We start from the raw sequence: 18,917 nt of genomic DNA on the forward strand, positions 1-18,917 counted from the left end.
AAAGCAATCGTTTGCATGATTGCCATCCTCTGATTAAAGAGTACGAAAAGAGAGAAAAAAAGTCAAATTCAGTAGAAAAAAAAGCTTGTAAAATGAAAAATAGGCGATATAATAGAAATGAGCAGTGCAATCGTTTTCACAGAAATAGTTTTAGTTTATCTGTGCAAACGATTTCCTATTGATTGGACTGCAGTGATTATGTAATGACAAATAGGAGGGGGATTATGAGGAAGGCATTCTCTTTAGTTCTCATGGCTGTAATGTTGATTGGCATGTTGGCTGCCTGCGGACCGAAACGGGACGTTGAGCAATCGAAGCAGGCGAACCAAGGAACGACGGAAAATGCGCAAAAACCGGAAAAGCTCGTCGTTTGGGTAAACGACGACGAAAAACAAAAACAAGCATTAAAAGATATTTTCCAAAAGTACACAGAAAAAACCGGGATCAAAATCGAAATGGTTGCGGTCAGCATGCTTGATCAAACGAAAAAACTAGCGCTTGACGGCCCGGCTGGCAAAGGTCCAGACGTGTTCTATCAACCGCATGACCGCATCGGCGACATCGTGCTGCAAGGGTTGGCCGACCCGATTGATCTTGGTGATGCGAAAGGCGAGTACAGTCCGACAGCGATTGAGGCGGTAACGTATGACGGTCAAACGTATGGCGTACCAACAGTGGCTGAAACGTATGGAGTTTTCTATAACAAAAATTTAGTGTCAGAAGCGCCGAAAACGATAGATGATTTGATGAAGATTGCCAAGGAAAAAACGAATGCGGCGAAAGATCAATACGGATTTTTAATGGAAGCGGAGAACTTCTATTTCGTTTACCCATTTTTTGCTGGCTACGGCGGCTATGTGTTTAAAAATGAAAACGGCAAATACGACACGAGCGACATCGGATTGGCGAATGAAGGAGCAGTCAAAGGAGCGGAGCTCGTTCAATCATGGTTTCAAAACGGTTATATTCCAAAAGAAGTCACCAATGACGTTATGAACGGTCTGTTTACGAAAGGAAATGTAGCGGTAGCCATCACCGGCCCGTGGAACATTGCCTCGTATAAAGAAGCGTTAGGTGACAAGTTGGCGACAGCGCCGCTGCCTGTGCTCGAAAACGGTGAGCATCCGAAATCATTTGTTGGTGTCAAAACGTGGATGTTGTCTGCTTACTCGCAACATAAAGAATGGGCCGTTGATTTCATGAAGTTTGTGACGAATGAGGAAAATTCGCTTCATTACTATGAAGTAGCCGGAGAAATGCCGGCGAACGAAAAAGCGTTGACGAATGAGAAAATTACGAATGACCCATTGATCGCCGGCTTTGCTGAGCAAATCCAATACGGTGAGCCGATGCCGAACGTGCCAGAAATGTCGCAAGTGTGGGACCCGATGGGGAACGCCCTGCAATTTATTGCCAAAGGCGACGACCCGAAAGCAGTGTTGAATGAGGCGGTCAAAACGATTCAAGATAAAATCGCGGCCAGTGGCGCTGGAAAATAACATGTCATACGGTGGTGGATAGGCTCATGTCTATCCACCATTCTTATCCATCAATAGGGGGGAGTTCGGATGTCGGAAGCAAGCGCTCGTCATCGGCCGGAGGTGGCGATGGTGTTGTCATTGCTGTTTGCTGGCCTTGGTCAATTGTACAACCGTCGATATATCAAAGGGATTGTATTTATTGTCATTGAAGCAGCCTTTTTAATCACATTTTATAACTTTTTGAACATCGGGTTGTGGGGACTCGTTACGCTTGGGGAAATCCCGATGCTCGATCACTCAATTTTTCTGTTGATTCAAGGATTGGTTTCGGTCATCATCATCGCTTTTGCAGTCGCGCTGCACATTGCGAACATCATTGATGCGCGCAACGACGCCCGTCGGCGGCAGCGTGGCGAGCCCGCCCCCTCGCTTATTGAATCATGCCGCAATGCGTGGGACCGAGGGTTTCCGTACATCTTTGTGACGCCTGGACTTGTGATGCTTTTGTTTATCGTCGTGCTGCCGCTGTTGTTTATGGTGTCGCTTGCGTTCACCGACTACAATTTGTACCACTCGCCGCCGCGGCATTTGTTGAATTGGGTCGGATTTGAAAACTTTAAAAACTTAGTGTCGATCCCAATTTGGAAGAGCACATTTTTCAGCGTTCTCTCGTGGACGATTGTGTGGACGGTCGTGGCGACGACGATGCAAATTGCTCTTGGGTTGTTCTTGGCCCTATTGGTCAACGATCCGCGCATTAAGTTTAAACGGTTCATCCGTACGGTGCTCATTTTGCCATGGGCCGTGCCAGCGTTTGTCACGATTTTAGTGTTTGCGGCGATGTTTAACGATAAATTCGGGGCGATTAACCGTGAAGTGCTGAGCTTGTTCGGATTGTCCATCCCATGGATGACCGACCCGTTTTGGACGAAAGTGGCGCTCATTTTAATTCAAACGTGGCTTGGGTTCCCGTTTGTATTTGCGTTATTTACCGGTGTTTTGCAAAGTATTTCCCGCGATTGGTATGAAGCGGCCGACATCGACGGGGCGACGCGCTGGCAAAAGTTCAAATCGATTACCTTGCCACATGTGCTGTATGCGACCGCACCGCTATTAATCATGCAATACGCTGGGAATTTTAATAACTTTAATATCATCTATTTATTTAATGATGGCGGCCCGGCGGTGCGTGGGCAAAATGCTGGCGGGACGGACATTCTCATTTCGTGGGTGTACGATTTGACGTTTACGACGAACAACTACAATATGGCGGCCGCGATCTCGCTCATCATCGGTTTGATTGTCAGCGGATTTGCCATCTATCAATTCCGGCGCACCCGTTCCTTTAAAGAGGAGGGGAACATTTAATGAACCGCAAATGGAAATCACACATAGAAGTAGCGCTCATTTACTTGTTTATCGCGTTTATGTTTGTCGTCATCGCCTATCCGCTCCTGTGGACGATCAGCATGTCACTCAATCCGGGCACAAGTTTGTACTCAGCATCGATCATCCCGGAAAAATGGACGCTTGAGCATTACAAATGGCTGTTTACGAGTCCGGATAGCAATTATTTACTTTGGTATAAAAACAGCCTATTTGTCGCGGCGGCCAACGCGGCGTTGTCCGTTTTGTTTACGGCGCTCATCGCCTATGCGTTTTCACGCTATAAGTTTATCGGGAGAAAAACGGGGCTGTATTTGTTTTTAGTGTTACAAATGTTTCCGTCACTCATGGCGATGGTAGCACTGTATATTTTGCTTAATATGCTCCATTTGCTCGATTCACTTTGGGGACTGATTCTTATTTATGTCGGCGGGCAAATCCCGTTTAACGCCTGGCTTGTGAAAGGTTATTTTGACACGATTCCGCGCGAGCTTGACGAGGCGGCACGCATAGACGGAGCCGGCCATTTCGGTGTCTTTTTCCGCATTATGCTGCCGCTTGCTAAGCCGATTTTAGCCGTTGTCGCTTTATTTAACTTCATGGCGCCGTTTACTGACTTTTTACTGCCGTCCATTGTCTTGCGCGATCCGGAGAAATTTACGTTGGCAGTCGGGTTGTTTAACTTTATCAGCGACCGATTTGCCAACAACTTTACCCGCTTTGCTGCCGGTTCCATTTTGATTGCCGCTCCGATTGCCATCGTCTTTTTATTCCTGCAACGGTATTTGATTTCCGGCTTAACAGCGGGTGGCACAAAAGGGTAAGAATCGCTATCATAAATAGTGGGCTTACCCGTTTCCAAACAGAAAAAATAGACAGTAAAGGAGGGAAACGGAAATGGGGAACCGGCTTTTTATGCTGTTCATCCTTCCGTTCCTTCTTTTTTATGCCATGCCGGTTGCGGCGGCGGAAAAAGAAGAACGGACGTGGCAAGACGAAGCGATTTATTTTATTATGGTCGATCGTTTTAACAACATGGATTCAACGAACGACCAAGACGTCAATGTCAATGATCCAAAAGGGTATTTTGGCGGTGACTTAAAAGGGGTGACAGCGAAGCTCGATTATATTAAAGAAATGGGCTTCACTGCCATTTGGCTGACTCCCATTTTTAAAAACAGGCCGGGCGGCTATCATGGCTATTGGATCGAGGACTTTTACGAAGTCGACCCGCATTTTGGCACGCTTGATGACCTCAAGACGCTCGTCAAAGAGGCGCATAAGCGCGATATGAAAGTGATTTTGGATTTCGTGGCTAACCATGTCGGCTACGACCATCCGTGGCTTCATGACCCGGCGAAAAAAGATTGGTTCCATCCGAAGAAAGAGATTTTCGACTGGAACAGCCAAGAGCAGGTGGAAAACGGTTGGGTGTATGGACTTCCCGATTTGGCGCAGGAAAATCCGGAAGTAAAAAACTATTTAATTGACGCAGCCAAATGGTGGATTAAAGAAACCGACATTGACGGTTACCGACTCGACACGGTACGCCATGTGCCGAAATCGTTCTGGCAAGAGTTTGCGAAAGAAGTGAAAGCGGTAAAAAAAGACTTTTTTCTCCTCGGCGAAGTGTGGAGTGATGATCCGCGCTATATCGCTGATTACGGAAAGTATGGCATCGACGGGTTTGTCGATTACCCGCTGTACGGTGCGGTGAAGCAGTCTCTTGCCAAACGTGATGCATCGCTTCGGCCGCTCTATGATGTATGGGAGTATAACAAGACATTTTACGACCGCCCGTATTTGCTTGGATCATTTTTGGACAACCATGATAACGTCCGATTTACGAAACTCGTCATTGATCATCGGAACAATCCGATTTCACGCATGAAAGTAGCGATGACGTATTTGTTCACTGCGCCGGGCATTCCGATTATGTACTACGGAACAGAAATTGCGATGACTGGAGGTCCTGATCCGGACAATCGCCGCCTGATGGACTTCCGTGCCGATCCAGAAATCATCGATTATTTAAAGAAAGTGGGCCCGCTCCGCCAACAGTTGCCATCATTGCGGCGCGGCGATTTTACGTTGTTGTATGAACAAGACGGCATGGCGGTGTTTAAACGCCAATACAAAGACGAAACGACGGTCATTGCCATTAACAACACGAGTGAAACGAAGCACGTTCATCTGACGAACGAACAGCTGCCGAAAAACAAGGAATTGCGTGGCTTTTTGCTCGATGACCTCGTCCGTGGCGATGAGGATGGCTACGATATTGTCTTGGATCGTGAAACAGCAGAAGTGTACAAATTACGGAACAAAACGGGAGTTAACGTGCCGTTTATCGTTGCAATGGTTGCGGTTTACGCACTATTTATCTTGTTTTTATACATGGTGAAAAAACGAACAAAACGGACAAATGAATAAAGAAAGGAGGTAGTATATGACCGTTACGATTAAAGACGTCGCCAAACGAGCCAATGTCGCGCCGTCGACCGTCTCGCGCGTGATTGCCGATAGCCCGCGCATCAGTGAGAAAACAAAGCAACGGGTGCGCGAGGCAATGAAAGAGCTTGGCTACCATCCAAATTTTATTGCCCGCAGCCTCGCAAGCCAAGCGACGCAAGTGATCGGCATCGTCATGCCAAGCTCAGCTGATCAGGCGCTGCAAAACCCGTTTTTCCCGGAAGTGATCCGCGGCATCAGCAAAGCTGCCCATGAAAAACGGTACGCCTTGCAAATGTCAACCGGGGAAAAAGAAAGCGACATTTACGAACGGGTGATCGAGATGTTGCAAGGGCGGCGTGTTGACGGAGTGATTTTGCTTTATTCGCGGCAGAACGACAAGTTAATGAAATACTTGCAAAAACATGGCTTCCCGTTCGTTGTCATTGGAAAACCGCACCAAAAAGCGGAACAAGTGACCCATGTCGATAACGACAACGTCCAAGCTGGAAAAGATGCCACCAACTATTTAATCGACCATGGCCATGAGCGCATCGCTTTTGTCGGTGGCAATCCACAATATTTTGTGACCGCCGACCGTCAAGAAGGCTATGAAGAGGCGCTGCGTGAAGCTGGACTGTTGTACCGACCGGAATACGTCGTTCATGAAGAGTTTTTGCAAGAAGGCGGCCGCGAGGCAATGAAGGAGCTGCTTTCTCTAGCCGAGCCGCCGACCGGGCTTGTCGTTGCTGATGACCTCATGGCGCTCGGGATGGTCAAAACGCTCGATGAAATTGGTCTTCGCGTTCCGGAAGATGTGTCGATCGTCAGCTTCAACAACACCTTGCTCGCCGAAATGTCGCGCCCGCCGTTGACTTCCGTCGATATTGGCATCTTCCAACTCGGCTATGAAGCGGCGAAAAGTTTAATCGAAAAAGTCGAAAATCCAAATGAACCGATCAAGCGCATCATCATCCCACACCGGCTCGTTGAGCGGGGATCGTGTACGAGGCGGTGAATAAGCTTTATCAAAAAGCAGCCGTTGTGGCTGCTTTTTGATTTGAAAAAGGAAATCAACGAGTTGGAGAGAAAAAAGAAAACTAAACGAACACGGAGGTGAACATAGGGTGCCGATGAATCGCGAGCGGGTAAAATACATGTGGGAAAAGTTCGTATTTCATAACGAGCTTGCTCCTGATTTGCCGCCCATGATTCGAGACTCTTGGCTTCGGTCGAAAAAAGCGATGGTTGATCCGTTTCGTCCATATGGATGGATTAAGGAAATTGACAATGAAAAGTATTGCTCATTGATTGATTGGTCACTGCCGCTAATGGAAGGATTGTATTCAATTGTAAAAGGATCCGGATTTTTGGTGATTCTGTGCAATGAAAGCGGGCAGTTGCTTTTGTCGATTGGTGACAGCGAGCCCTTGGCAAGGGCGGAAGAAATCGGGTTTATCGCTGGGGCGGATTGGAGCGAGCAAGTGATGGGAACCAACGCCATTGGCACTTCGATTGCCATCGACCGTCCTGTGCAAATATTTGCCGAGGAACATTATACAAAAATATGTCAATCATGGACGTGTTCCGCTGCCCCCATCCATGACCCTGACGGTAGAATCATTGGTGTACTGAATATGTCAGGACCCTATGAAAAAGTGCATCCTCATACATTAGGGATGGTTGTATCGGCCGTAAAGGCGATTGAGTATCAGTTAAAATTACATGAGAATACCGAAAAAAACGTGATGATGCAACGGTTTTTGGAAGCGACCACGAACAATATGAAAGAGGGCATTTTAATCATCGACCGCGTTGGGAAGATCGTAAAAGCGAACAATCAATTAAAAAAACTGTTCCGCTTACCACAGTTGCAACTGGAAGAAAAAACGATTGATGATATTTTTAGTGATTCCTCTATCTGTTCAAATCATCCGCTGCATTTGCAAAATCAAGAACTGCATCTGAGTGTCAAGCCCTCCAACGCGGTGCATCATGTGCTAGTTGACAAGATTCCCATTTACGAGAAAAAAGAACGAATCGGATCGATGATCATTGTAAAAGAAATTGAAAAAGTGCGCCAGTTTGTTAACCACCTATCGGGAAATCAAGCCAAAATCACGTTTGCAGATATAATTGGGCAACACCCATGCTTCATCCAGAAAATGAACGAAGCAAGACTTGCCGCGGCGACCGATTCAAATGTGTTAATATTAGGAGAAAGCGGCACTGGAAAAGAAATGGTGGCTCAAGCGATTCATAACGAGAGTAAGCGAAGAAACAAACCGTTTATTGCCATCAACTGTGGGGGAATACCACGTGATCTTCTTGGAAGCGAATTGTTTGGGTATGTAGACGGGGCGTTTACAGGAGCGAAAAAAGGGGGAAGCGCCGGGAAGTTTGAGCTCGCTAATGGGGGAACGCTTTTTTTGGATGAGATTGGCGAAATGTCTTTGGAAATGCAAGTGTTGCTTTTGCGTGTCATCCAAGAAAAGGAAGTAATGAGAATTGGTGGACACAAAGTAACCCCTGTTGATGTAAGAATCATCGCAGCGACCAACAAAGACCTTCGCCGAGAAGTGCAAAAAGGTAGCTTTCGTGAAGACTTATTTTTCCGGTTGAATGTCATGCCGATTGTTTTGCCGCCGCTTCGGGAAAGGAAAGAAGATATTCCGCTTCTTGTCCGCTATTTTATTGACAAACTCGCTCATAAACGAAATAAACCGTTTCCCGAAATACGATCTGATTTTTTAGAGGTGCTTATGCAATACGATTGGCCTGGAAATATCCGTGAATTACAAAATATAATTGAGCGAGTGCTGAATCACAGTACAAAGCCGATTTTGACAGCAGCTGACTTGCCGGAAGAAATCTTTCATCCTCCTTGCTCGTTTCAAGTTAGGGAGAGCATAGACATCTCCCGGAATGGAATAAAAAAGCAAGCCATCATCGAAGCGTTAAAGCGGTGCAATGGCAATATTTCCAAAGCAGCCCGTTATTTAGGCATATCGAGAAGCACGTTTTATCGACAAATGGACAAGTGGAATATCCGTTACTGACTGTTTCATTATGTATCAAAGTGTAGCGACAAAGTGAAACAAAATGAAACACTTTGTCGCATTTTTTGTTTAGGCTAGATTAAAAAGGAAACTTGGGACGGACAATTCAGCGGACAAAGATAAGGAAACAAGCATTGGAACGATTTTTGCATTATGGGAAATTGAAAGCGGTATCAATCGAGTGAAGGAGGAGAGAAAGTTGACTATTTTCAAGGATCATCTTCTTTGGATGTATGAAATGATGTACAAAATTCGCTACTACGAAGACAAAATGGCCGAAGCGTATGCAGAAGGGAAATCTCCGGTGTTTAATATCGGCGCAGGGCCAGTGCCTGGGGAAATGCATTTGGCCACCGGACAGGAACCAGCTGCAGTTGGGATATGTGTTCACTTGAAAAAGGAAGATACGGTGACTGCTCCGCACCGCCCGCATCACCATGCGATTGCCAAAGGGGTTGATTTGAACCGGATGACTGCGGAGATTTTCGGAAAAGTCACTGGACTGGGAAAAGGAAAAGGGGGGCATATGCACTTGTTTGACCCCGACGTCAAGTTTTCTTGTGGCGGGATCGTAGGGGCTGGCATTCCTCATGCCCTCGGAGCAGCGCTAGCGGCTAAGAAAAAAGGGAAGGATTGGGTGGCGGTTGCGTTTATTGGTGAAGGAGCTGCCAATCAAGGATCATTTCATGAATCGCTGAATATGGCGGCGCTATGGAAGTTGCCATTAATTGTTGTCGTAGAAAACAATGAATATGGGATTTCCGTTCCGAAAACGGCGTCTACGGCTGTTTCCTCGAATGATGTACGGGCAGCTGCTTACGGCATCCAAGGGTATTATGTGAAAGACAACGATCCGATTGAGATGTACAACGTATCGAAAGAAGCTGTGAAACGGGCGCGGAATGGAGAGGGGCCGTCAATCATTGAGATTGAAACATACCGTTATTTGGGGCATTTCCAAGGAGATCCGGAACTGTACCGAGACAAAAACGAAGTAACGTTGCTTCGAGAAAAAGATCCGATTATTCGACTGCGTAACCGTTTGCTCAATGAATACGGGGTAACAGAGGAGACCATTGCGCAATTGGAAGGCAAAGCAAGATCCGAGGTCGACCAGGCGTATGCGTTTGCGAGAGAAAGCGATTATCCTAAGCCGGAAGCGGCATTGGAAGATGTGTTTGTCTAAATCCAATAGGAGAAAGGAGTTTTGCCATATGCAACAAACAAAACAGCGGTTGTTAACAGGAAATAAAGCGTTGGCTGAAGCGATTCGGCTTGAAATGGAAAGAGACCCTAACGTTTTTGTGATGGGAGAAGATGTCGGAGTATACGGTGGGATTTTTGGAGCGACAGAGGGATTGTTCCAAAAGTTTGGACCGGAGCGGGTTATTGATACCCCAATTTCTGAGACCGCGTTCATCGGTGCTGCCATCGGTGCTGCCGCCGAAGGGATACGCCCGATTGTAGAATTAATGTTTGTCGACTTTTTTGGAGTTTGTATGGATCAAATTTACAACCATATGGCGAAAATTCCGTACATGTCCGGCGGTAGAGTGAAGCTGCCGATGGTGTTGATGACGGCAGTGGGAGGCGGTTATAGCGATGCCGCCCAGCACTCGCAAACGTTGTACGCCACCTTTGCCCATCTTCCCGGAATGAAAGTCGTCGCTCCGGCGACGCCATATGATTTAAAAGGAATGATGATTTCGGCTATTCGCGACGATAACCCGGTTGTCTTTATGTTCCATAAAACGCTGCAAGGGCTTGGGTGGATGGATCAGCTTGATGCTTCGATTGGTCATGTACCGGAAGAAGCGTATACTGTGCCACTCGGAAAAGCAAACGTCGTGCGCGAGGGAACAGACATTACCATCGTTGGAATTCAAATGACGGTGCATCATGCGCTTGAAGCAGCCAAAAGACTTGAACAACAAGGCGTCCAAGCTGAAGTGATCGACTTGCGTTCTCTTGTTCCTCTGGATAAAGAGACAATCATCCAATCTGTCAAAAAGACACACCGTTTGCTTGTTGTTGATGAAGACTATCTGTCGTACGGGATGACGGCGGAAATTGCGGCGATTGCTGCTGAACATTGCTTGTATGATTTGGAGGCTCCAGTGAAACGGCTTGCTGTTCCGGATGTACCGATTCCTTACAGCCGTCCGCTTGAACAATTTGTTTTGCCGAATGCCGATAAAATTTTCCATGAGGCAATTAAGCTTATCAATGAATAAGGAAAAGTTTGTTCCAAGGGAGGCAGCTTATGTTTGTCGAAGTGACATTGCCCAAACTATCCGATTCCCATGATGAAAGTTTAATTACGTTTTGGCACGTTTCCGAAGGAGATGCGGTGGAAAAAGGAGCCACGCTAGTGGAAGTGCAAACCGAAAAGGCCGTTTCAGAAATTCACGCTCCTGAGTCGGGAACAGTAAAAGAGATCAAAAAGAAACGAGGGGATACGGCAAAGGTGGGAGAAGTGCTGGCTGTCCTTGCCGTTGAAGCGTTTGCTCCGGACAGCGGGGGTCCGCAGATAGAGATCAAGATCACCCCGCGCGTAAAAAAATTGGCCAAGGAGCTTGGTGTCGATTGGCGTGCGATCACACCGACAGGAGCGAATGGCAAAATCACGGAAGACGATATTCGTCGTTCGGTGAGCACGAGAAGACAAGAGGTTTCACAAAAAAAAATTGTGGCTGCCCCATCAGTGCGAAAGTTTGCTCGCGAGCAGAACGTGCCGTTAGAGGAAGTCACTCCGAGCGGAAAGAACGGGAGAATATTGAAAAGCGATATTGAAGCGGTATTATCGGTTCAGCAACGAAAAGCAACAGATGAAGCTGCTGCCAGTGTTGAGATTGTCAAGAAGCAGGAAAGCCAAGAAAAAGTGCGTCGAGTGCCGTTGACAGGCATCCGTAAGGCTATCACCCAAGCGATGGTGCGGTCAACGCGGACTATTCCACAAGTCACCCATTTTAGCGAGGCCAATGCGACCCGACTTGTTCAACATCGTCAACGGATCAAACCTCTAGCAGAGCAACAAGGGATGAAACTGACCTATTTAGTCTATGTGATAAAAGCGCTGGCAGCTGTGTTAAAAAAGTATCCAATGCTCAATGCTTCCCTTGATGAGGAACAAGAGGAAATTGTCATTCATGAATCGATTCATATTGGGTTTGCGGTTGACACTGATCGAGGATTGCTCGTTCCAGTGATTCGTGACGCGGATCAAAAATCGTTGTTTCAGATTGCCAAAGAAATCGAAGAATTGTCAGCGAAGGCAAGAACGGGGGCGATTCAAGCAGCGGAGATGTCCGGAGGGACGTGCACGGTTTCAAACATCGGCTCGGCCAACGGCTCGTGGTTCACGCCGATTATCCATTATCCGCAGTCTTGCATTTTAGGAATCGGTAAAATTGATAAAAAGCCAATAGTCATCAATGACTCGATTGAGATCTCCTTCGTGATGCCGCTATCCCTTACTTATGATCATCGTCTGATCGATGGGGTCATGGCGCAACATGCCCTAAATGAATGTCAAACCTACTTGTCTGAACCAGATTGGCTGTTCGTTATGTGACAAAAAACCACCCGCCCCATCCGGGACGGGCTGAGAGAAGAGGGGCACCTTGTCAAGAAGTAGAGGAACATCATAGCTTTATCGTACGCGTTTTTTTACCATCGTGCCATATTTTTGTGAGAAAAGGTGACGAAATTTTATAAAAAATGTTTGGCGTCAGCGGCTGCCGCGGTCAGCCGCTGACGAACTTTCCACCGTCAACGTGAAGGATTTGCCCAATCATGTACGACGATTCATCGCTCGCCAAAAAGACGTAGCACGGGGCGACTTCACTCGGCTGGCCCGGCCGTTTCATCGGGGTGTTGGCGCCGAACGTGGCGACTTGTTCGCTTTTGAATGTCGATGGGATGAGCGGCGTCCAAATGGGGCCTGGGGCGACACCGTTGACACGGATGCCTTGGCCGACGAGCGCTTTGGCGAGCGAACGGGTAAAAGCAACGATTGCCCCTTTCGTTGCCGAGTAGTCGATGAGTTGCTCGTTTCCTTCATAAGCGGTAACTGAAGCAGTGTTAATAATGGTGCTCCCGTTTTTCAAGTGCGGGAGCGCCGCTTTCGTTAAGAAAAAGTAGCCGAACACGTTCGTGCGGAACGTTTTCTCTAACTGTGCGGCGGTGATGTTAAGCAAGTTCGGCTGCGGGTGCTGTTCGGCCGCGTTGTTGACGACGATGTCAAGCTTGCCGAATGTCTCGACGGTCTGTTTCACCGCTTCTTTGCAAAAGGCTTCGTCCCCGATGTCTCCCGCAATGGCTAGACACCGTCTTCCTTCCTGTTCGACGAGCCGTTTCGTTTCCTCGGCGTCCTTATGTTCGTTTAAATAAACGATCGCCACATCGGCACCTTCTTTAGCGAAATGAACCGCGACCGCCCGACCGATGCCGCTGTCACCGCCACTGATGATAGCGACTTTATTTTCGAGCCTGCCGCTTCCTCGATAAGTGTCTTTGATGGTGACTGGCTGCGGGTTCATTTCACTTTGCAGACCCGGTTGGCGTGTCTGGTGCTGCGGAGGCAGCGTCGTTTGTTGCTTTGTGACCATATGTTCTCCTCCTTGGCATGTATTGTCATCGTTAGTATGGAACGGAGGAGGGGAAATATGTGCACAGAGACGATGAAGGAGCCGGTAGTTTTCCACCCACGTTTCACTTCATATCGCGATTTCCTCAATCGATGGTTTATCATTTTCCGACAGAAGACTCCCTCTTCAATTTCGTACAGGGCGTAGGCCAGAAATCAGGGGGAGATGAATGGCAGTTGGTGATAGACAAAACACTTATTCATGATTATAACAATTATAAAGATGATTAAGCCCATTGTCCGATGATCTGTTTGTCGTAAAAATAGGAAAACGAGCCGGCCGATTCAGCCAGCTCGTTTTCTGTTTATAACACATTGAAATACCTTGCTTCCGGATGGGCGAAGACAATTGCTGAGACAGATGCTTCCGGCTCCATCATATAGCCGTCAGTTAGACGGATACCGATATCTTCCGGGTGAAGGAGACGGAACAGTTTTTCTTGATCTTCCAAGTTCGGGCAGGCCGGATAGCCGAACGAGTAGCGCTGGCCTTGGTATTTGGCGGCGAAGCGCTCTTCCATCGTGAAGTCCGGGTCATCCGGGAAGCCCCAACGGTCGCGCATAATTTGGTGGATGCGTTCAGCGAACCCTTCGGCGATCTCGAGCGCCAATGCTTGGATAGCATGGCTTTTCAAAAATTCGCCTTCGTCTTTCCAGCGCTGGGCGAGTTCACGGATGCCGCCCCCGGCGGTGACAGCAAAGAAGCCGACATAGTCGATTTCCCCACTTTCTTTTGATTTCAAATAATCGGCAAGACAAAGGAACGGCGCCCGCGGCTGGCGCGGGAAGTCAAACGTCTCAAGCACGGTTTGCCGGTCGACAGGATCGTAAATATAAACGCGGTTACCGTCGCTTTGTGCCGGGAAAAAGCGATAGACGCCTGCGGGCTGAATCCAGCCGCGCTCCTGCACTTCAGCGAGCAATTCATCGACAACTGCTTTTAAGGCGAGCGCTTTTTCGTCTTTTTCTTCTAACAGCCGCTTCACTTTTCCTTTCAAACCGAGATGATGGCCGAGCACCATTTGCCAGTTGACGTACGGCAACACGTGCCCAAGCGGTACATCACGCAGCACGTGGCGGTCGAGGTCGGCTGGGATATAGACCGGGACATCGGTCGAGACGTTGGATTTGACAGCTGTGGCGGCACCAACCGCCCGTGCCGGTTCGTTCTCTACCCTTTCTTTTTTCATATAATCGATCGTACCTTGTTGGATTTGGTTGGCAAGGGCAAGCCCGTCCATGGCGTCTTTCGCGTACAAGACGATTCCATCATATTCCGGCGCGATTTTGTTTTCTGTAAACTTGCGTGTCAAAGCGGCGCCGCCGACTAAAATCGGGGTCGAAATGCCGGCTTGACGCAAATCTTGGGCGGTAACGACCATCTGTTGGGCGGATTTGACAAGCAAGCCTGATAGCCCGATAATGTCTGGCTCGTGTTGGCGCGCCGCCTCGATCAGTTGCTGCGGGGCGACTTTAATGCCAAGATCGACCACCTCGTAGCCATTGTTGCTTAAAATAATGTCGACTAAGTTTTTACCGATGTCATGCACATCACCTTTGACAGTGGCAAGCAGCACTTTTCCTTTTGTGCTTCCTTCTTTCTTTTCCATATATGGTTCTAAAAAGGCGACAGCCGCTTTCATCACTTCCGCACTTTGTAGGACTTCGGCGACGATGAGCTGGTTGTTGTTGAACAACCGTCCGACTTCGTCCATGCCGGCCATGAGCGGGCCGTTGATGATCGACAGCGGGTCGGAGTACGTTTCAAGTGCTTGTTCCAAATCAGGAATAAGCCCGTCTTTCGATCCCTCGATGACGTAGCGGGCGAGTCGCTCTTCCAAGCTCAAGTTCGTCTCTACCGGTTTGGCGGTTGTGATTTTGCTTCGGTAAAATTCGATAAATGCATTTAACGTTTCGTCACTTGTGTCAAACAGGAGCGCCTCGGCCATCCGCACTTCGTTTTCTGGAATCGAGGCGAATCGCTCAAGCTTCTCGGTGTTGACGATGGCATAATCCAAACCAGCTTGTGTGCAATGGTATAAAAAGACAGAGTTTAGCACTTCGCGCCCGGCTGGCGGCAAGCCGAACGAGACGTTGCTGATGCCGAGCATCGTTAAACAGTCAGGCAGCCGCTCTTTAATGAGACGGATGCCTTCGATCGTTTCTTTTGCTGCACCGATGTACTGCTCATCACCGGTGCCGACTGGAAAAACAAGCGGGTCGAAAATGATGTCTTGCGCCGGAACGCCGTAGCGGTTCACGAGCAAGTCATACGAGCGCAAGGCGATCTCAAGCTTTCGTTCGGCGGTGATGGCCATCCCTTGTTCATCGATCGTCCCGACGACAACGGCAGCGCCGTATTGGTGAAGCAGCGGTGCGATTTTCGCAAACCGCTCTTCGCCGTCTTCGAGGTTGATCGAGTTGATGATCGCTTTCCCTTGCGAATAGGTGAGAGCGCACTCGATGACGCGCTCATCGGTCGAGTCGATGACAAGCGGCACTTTCACTTTTTTGATCACGTGGCGGACGAATTGTTCCATATCGTACCGTTCGTCGCGGTCTGGGTCGGCAAGGCAAATGTCGATGACATGAGCACCGTTTTTTACTTGGGCGCGGGCGATTTCTGCCGCCTCTTCGTACTTGCCTTCGGCGATGAGACGCTTAAATTTGCGCGAGCCGATGACGTTCGTCCGTTCGCCGACAAAGAGCGGGCGCATCGTTTCATCGTACATGAGCGCCTCGATGCCGGAGACAGCGTGTATGTCAAACGAAGACGGGATGACTCGCGGCGGAAGATCGCGCACCGCTTCGGCAATGGCGCGAATATGGTCCGGTGTCGTGCCGCAACAACCGCCGACAATGTTGATCCAGCCTTTTTCAGCAAAACGGCGAATTTTCTCTGCCAACATGTCCGGCGTTTCATGGTAATGCCCTTCTTCGTCCGGCAGACCAGCATTTGGATAGCAGCTGACCGCTGTGTCGGCGAGCGTGGCGAGCGTGCGCAAATGGTCGGTCATAAATTCCGGACCGGTCGCGCAGTTTAAGCCGACAGCGATCGGATTCATATGGCGGATGGAGATGAAAAACGAATCGATCGCCTGCCCGGCAAGCGTCGTGCCCATCGGTTCAATCGTTCCAGAAATCATAAGCGGTACGCGGCGGCCGACGGCTTCAAACGCTTTGGAAATGCCGATGAATCCCGCTTTGACGTTCAGTGTATCTTGGCACGTTTCCAAAAGTAGAAGGTCGACACCGCCTAACAATAGTCCGCGTGCCTGTTCTTCATAGGCGGTAACAAGTTCGTCAAACGTCGCTCCGCCCGTCACTGATAACGTCTTTGTCGTCGGTCCCATCGAGCCGGCGACAAAACGCGGCCAGTCCGGCGTCGAGAACAATTCGGCCGCTTGTTTCGCCAGTTTCGCGGCCTCGATGTTCAGTTCGAGCGCTAAATGCCCAAGGCCGTATTCGTCAAGCACGATGCGTGTCGCCCCGAACGTGTTCGTTTCGATTATGTCGGCGCCAGCTTCCAAGTACGCTTCATGAATATGGCGGATGACATGCGGGGCGGTGAGGGTCAAATATTCGTTGCACCCTTCGTACGCCTCGCCGCCAAAATCAGATGCTGATAGGTTGGCGCTTTGGATCATCGTCCCCATGGCGCCGTCGATGACAAGAATTTTTCGCTGTAGTTGCTGTTCTAAGGTGATGTTAGCCATGAACAACCTTCCTTTCTTTGGCGGCCGCTTCTTTTTCGTGAATGTAGCGGATGAGCTCAACCGTCATGTCATAACGCAAAAACGGCGTAATTAAATAAATGCCGTTAAACAAGTCGAATGCAGCGTCAATAAGCGCTTTGGCGATGGCAATTCCTTCGCGCGTTGCCTCGACTGGGTCGTTGCCGCACGCCGCCATGCGGGCGCGAATCTCATCGGAAAGCGTAATGCCCGGCACTTCATGATGCAAAAAGTCGGCGTTGCGCGCGCTCACAAGCGGCATAATGCCGATGTAGATCGGTGTGTGAAGATGCTTCGTCGCTTCGTACACCTCAACGATTTTCTCTTCTGAATAAACAGGTTGGGTCAAGAAATAATGAGCGCCGTATTGAATTTTTTTCTCCATGCGTTCAACGGCTTTATCTAAATGGCGGACGTTCGGATTGAACGCTGCGCCGATTGAGAAGTTCGTTTTTTGCCCGAGCGGTTTGCCGGAGTACGACAGTCCTTCGTTAAACTGGCTGATTAAGCGGATTAAGTCGAACGATGATAAATCATACACCGATGTTGCTCCAGGAAAGTCACCGATTTTCGATGGGTCGCCGGTAATAGCGAGCACATCGGTAATGCCGAGCGTATGCAACCCCATTAAATGCGACTGCAAGCCGATCAAGTTGCGGTCACGGCACGTAATATGGATGAGTGGACGGACGCCGAGTTGTTCTTTCACGATTGAGCCGACCGCGACGTTGCTGATGCGCGGCGTGGCGAGCGAGTTGTCAGCGAGCGTTAGTGCATCAATGCCGGCATCATGGAGCGCTTTGGCTCCGACGAGAAACTTGTCAATACCTAATTGTTTTGGCGGGTCGAGCTCAACGATCACCGAGCGGCGCGTGCGGGCTAATTCTGGAAGCGGCGTTACTGCCGACGGGTTGTCGGCTTGCACTGATACTGACACGGCACGCCGTTTTACCGTTTTTTTCGTCACGGGTTTCCGATCTTGAAGCGCCCGAGCCATCGCTTCAATATGTTTTGGCGTCGTGCCGCAGCACCCGCCGATTAAGCGCACCCCTTGGTCACGAAACGCTTTAGCCGTTTCCTCGAAATATTCGGCATTTGTCTCATAGACGAGCCGACCGTCGCGGTAGTCGGGGAGGCTCGCGTTCGGGTACGCCGATAAAAAGGCGCGCGTTGGCAGCGGTACTTCTTCCAGCGACTGAAGCATATGGTAAGGCCCGAGCCGACAGTTCAGCCCGACAACATCGGCGCCAAGCGCTTCTAAGCGTGCGAGGGCATCAGCGAGCGGCGTGCCGTCTTGCAAGACGCCAACTTCATGAAGCGATACGTGGGCGATGATCGGTAAGGTTGTCTCTTTGCGGGCGATGGTGAGCACCGTCTCTAACTCTTCTAAATCGTAATACGTCTCAAGCAGCACGCCGTCCACTCCCTCAGCAAGCAAGACAAACAGCTGCTCGCGGAACGTCCGCTTCACTTCCTCAAGCGGCACAGCGCTTTTGTTCAATGTGCGCAGTCCGCCGATTGTTCCGAGTACGTGCGTCCGCCCGTTCGCCGCTTGCTTGGCGAGCCGCACCGCCGCCCGGTTGATGGACGGCACCTCGTCCTCAAGGCCGTAGCGGGCGAGTTTTACATAGTTGGCGCCGTATGTATTCGTCTGGATGACATCAGCGCCCGCCGCGATATATGCCTCGTGAATATGGACGATTTCTTCTGGTTTTGATAGATTCAATTCTTCAAAACAACGGTCAATACCATGGGAATATAGAAGCGTCCCCATCGCCCCGTCAGCGATCAACACGCGTTGTTTTAACTCATCAAGCAATCCCACGTTCCGATCCCCCCGTTTCTCCGTAAATAAAAAGAAAAAAGCCTTCTAAGAAGAAGACTTGTCATTCGCTTCTTCTTATCTTCCAGGCTTCCGCCTGTCTGGATTTAGCACCTTGGCCGCGGCCAGGTTGCTGAGGGTTCACCGGGCCAGTCCCTCCCCCTCTCTTGATAAGAATGTTTGTATGCAGTTGTTGGGCAATGTTCTGACTATTACTCTATAATTTAGCGCATTTTCTGAAATTGTTCAATACAGTAAAGAGGGAAAATTGAAAAAAATGAGGCGAAGGGAAGGGGAGTTTGGAGGAGGATCATCGTAATGAAAGGTGTTGCTAAC

The 18,917-nt window shown here is 49.1% G+C and carries 12 protein-coding genes and 1 riboswitch; of the genes, 9 read left to right on the forward strand and 3 right to left on the reverse strand.

The window, feature by feature from the left end; translation table 11 throughout:
• Positions 1–224: 224 nt before the first annotated feature.
• The 9 genes from IC804_RS13520 (at position 225) to IC804_RS13560 (ending at position 11,951) form a co-directional block, all read left to right on the forward strand.
• Positions 225–1,499, forward strand: a complete 1,275-nt coding sequence (locus tag IC804_RS13520) for a sugar ABC transporter substrate-binding protein (RefSeq protein ID WP_081157005.1) — start codon at positions 225–227, stop codon at positions 1,497–1,499.
• A 69-nt stretch (positions 1,500–1,568) separates the two neighbouring features.
• Positions 1,569–2,849, forward strand: a complete 1,281-nt coding sequence (locus IC804_RS13525; RefSeq protein ID WP_081157007.1) for a sugar ABC transporter permease — start codon at positions 1,569–1,571, stop codon at positions 2,847–2,849.
• Complete coding sequence (locus IC804_RS13530) at positions 2,849–3,691, forward strand: sugar ABC transporter permease (protein WP_008879065.1); 843 nt, start codon at positions 2,849–2,851, stop codon at positions 3,689–3,691. The genes IC804_RS13525 and IC804_RS13530 overlap by 1 nt, the downstream gene beginning before the upstream one ends.
• A gap of 73 nt (positions 3,692–3,764) precedes the next feature.
• The gene (locus IC804_RS13535) at positions 3,765–5,300 is read left to right on the forward strand and encodes an alpha-amylase family glycosyl hydrolase (RefSeq protein ID WP_008879064.1); all 1,536 of its coding nucleotides are present in this window, start codon (positions 3,765–3,767) and stop codon (positions 5,298–5,300) included.
• A gap of 16 nt (positions 5,301–5,316) precedes the next feature.
• On the forward strand, positions 5,317–6,336 hold the full coding sequence (locus IC804_RS13540; RefSeq protein WP_008879063.1) for a LacI family DNA-binding transcriptional regulator: 1,020 nt from the start codon (positions 5,317–5,319) through the stop codon (positions 6,334–6,336).
• A gap of 115 nt (positions 6,337–6,451) precedes the next feature.
• Positions 6,452–8,377: a sigma-54-dependent Fis family transcriptional regulator gene (locus tag IC804_RS13545; RefSeq protein WP_035499118.1), complete on the forward strand. Its 1,926-nt coding sequence runs from the start codon at positions 6,452–6,454 to the stop codon at positions 8,375–8,377.
• Between the two features lie 199 nt (positions 8,378–8,576).
• Positions 8,577–9,563: a thiamine pyrophosphate-dependent dehydrogenase E1 component subunit alpha gene (locus IC804_RS13550; RefSeq protein ID WP_008879061.1), complete on the forward strand. Its 987-nt coding sequence runs from the start codon at positions 8,577–8,579 to the stop codon at positions 9,561–9,563.
• A gap of 28 nt (positions 9,564–9,591) precedes the next feature.
• The gene (locus IC804_RS13555; protein WP_008879060.1) at positions 9,592–10,611 is read left to right on the forward strand and encodes an alpha-ketoacid dehydrogenase subunit beta; all 1,020 of its coding nucleotides are present in this window, start codon (positions 9,592–9,594) and stop codon (positions 10,609–10,611) included.
• A gap of 29 nt (positions 10,612–10,640) precedes the next feature.
• A complete protein-coding gene (locus tag IC804_RS13560; protein WP_008879059.1) occupies positions 10,641–11,951 on the forward strand; it encodes a dihydrolipoamide acetyltransferase family protein in 1,311 nt (436 codons plus the stop codon).
• A gap of 172 nt (positions 11,952–12,123) precedes the next feature.
• On the opposite strand, the gene IC804_RS13565 is transcribed toward IC804_RS13560, so the two are convergent.
• From IC804_RS13565 to IC804_RS13575, 3 genes are all read right to left on the reverse strand, one after another.
• Positions 12,124–12,987, reverse strand: coding sequence for an SDR family oxidoreductase (locus tag IC804_RS13565; protein ID WP_008879058.1), 864 nt, complete (start codon positions 12,985–12,987; stop codon positions 12,124–12,126).
• Positions 12,988–13,330: 343 nt separating this feature from the next.
• Positions 13,331–16,741, reverse strand: a complete 3,411-nt coding sequence (gene metH, locus IC804_RS13570; protein WP_029761419.1) for a methionine synthase — start codon at positions 16,739–16,741, stop codon at positions 13,331–13,333.
• Positions 16,734–18,584 carry a bifunctional homocysteine S-methyltransferase/methylenetetrahydrofolate reductase gene (locus tag IC804_RS13575; RefSeq protein ID WP_029761418.1) on the reverse strand — a complete coding sequence of 617 codons (1,851 nt, stop codon included), beginning with the start codon at positions 18,582–18,584 and terminating at the stop codon, positions 16,734–16,736. The genes metH and IC804_RS13575 overlap by 8 nt, the downstream gene beginning before the upstream one ends.
• 72 nt (positions 18,585–18,656) lie before the next feature.
• Positions 18,657–18,758: riboswitch (SAM riboswitch) on the reverse strand.
• Between the last annotated feature and the right edge of the window lie 159 nt (positions 18,759–18,917).

The sequence above is a fragment of the Geobacillus sp. 47C-IIb genome, from assembly GCF_014679705.1.
Lineage (GTDB): Bacteria > Bacillota > Bacilli > Bacillales > Anoxybacillaceae > Geobacillus > Geobacillus thermodenitrificans.

Excerpts from the sequence above, each read along its gene's own strand:
- IC804_RS13530 (WP_008879065.1), top strand. The coding sequence starts at position 2,849 with ATGAACCGCAAATGGAAATCACACATAGAAGTAGCGCTCATTTACTTG.
- IC804_RS13535 (WP_008879064.1), top strand. The coding sequence starts at position 3,765 with ATGGGGAACCGGCTTTTTATGCTGTTCATCCTTCCGTTCCTTCTTTTT.
- IC804_RS13555 (WP_008879060.1), top strand. The coding sequence starts at position 9,592 with ATGCAACAAACAAAACAGCGGTTGTTAACAGGAAATAAAGCGTTGGCT.
- IC804_RS13520 (WP_081157005.1), top strand. The coding sequence starts at position 225 with ATGAGGAAGGCATTCTCTTTAGTTCTCATGGCTGTAATGTTGATTGGC.
- IC804_RS13565 (WP_008879058.1), bottom strand. The coding sequence starts at position 12,987 with ATGGTCACAAAGCAACAAACGACGCTGCCTCCGCAGCACCAGACACGC.
- IC804_RS13525 (WP_081157007.1), top strand. The coding sequence starts at position 1,569 with ATGTCGGAAGCAAGCGCTCGTCATCGGCCGGAGGTGGCGATGGTGTTG.
- IC804_RS13560 (WP_008879059.1), top strand. The coding sequence starts at position 10,641 with ATGTTTGTCGAAGTGACATTGCCCAAACTATCCGATTCCCATGATGAA.
- IC804_RS13540 (WP_008879063.1), top strand. The coding sequence starts at position 5,317 with ATGACCGTTACGATTAAAGACGTCGCCAAACGAGCCAATGTCGCGCCG.
- IC804_RS13545 (WP_035499118.1), top strand. The coding sequence starts at position 6,452 with ATGAATCGCGAGCGGGTAAAATACATGTGGGAAAAGTTCGTATTTCAT.
- metH (WP_029761419.1), bottom strand. The coding sequence starts at position 16,741 with ATGGCTAACATCACCTTAGAACAGCAACTACAGCGAAAAATTCTTGTC.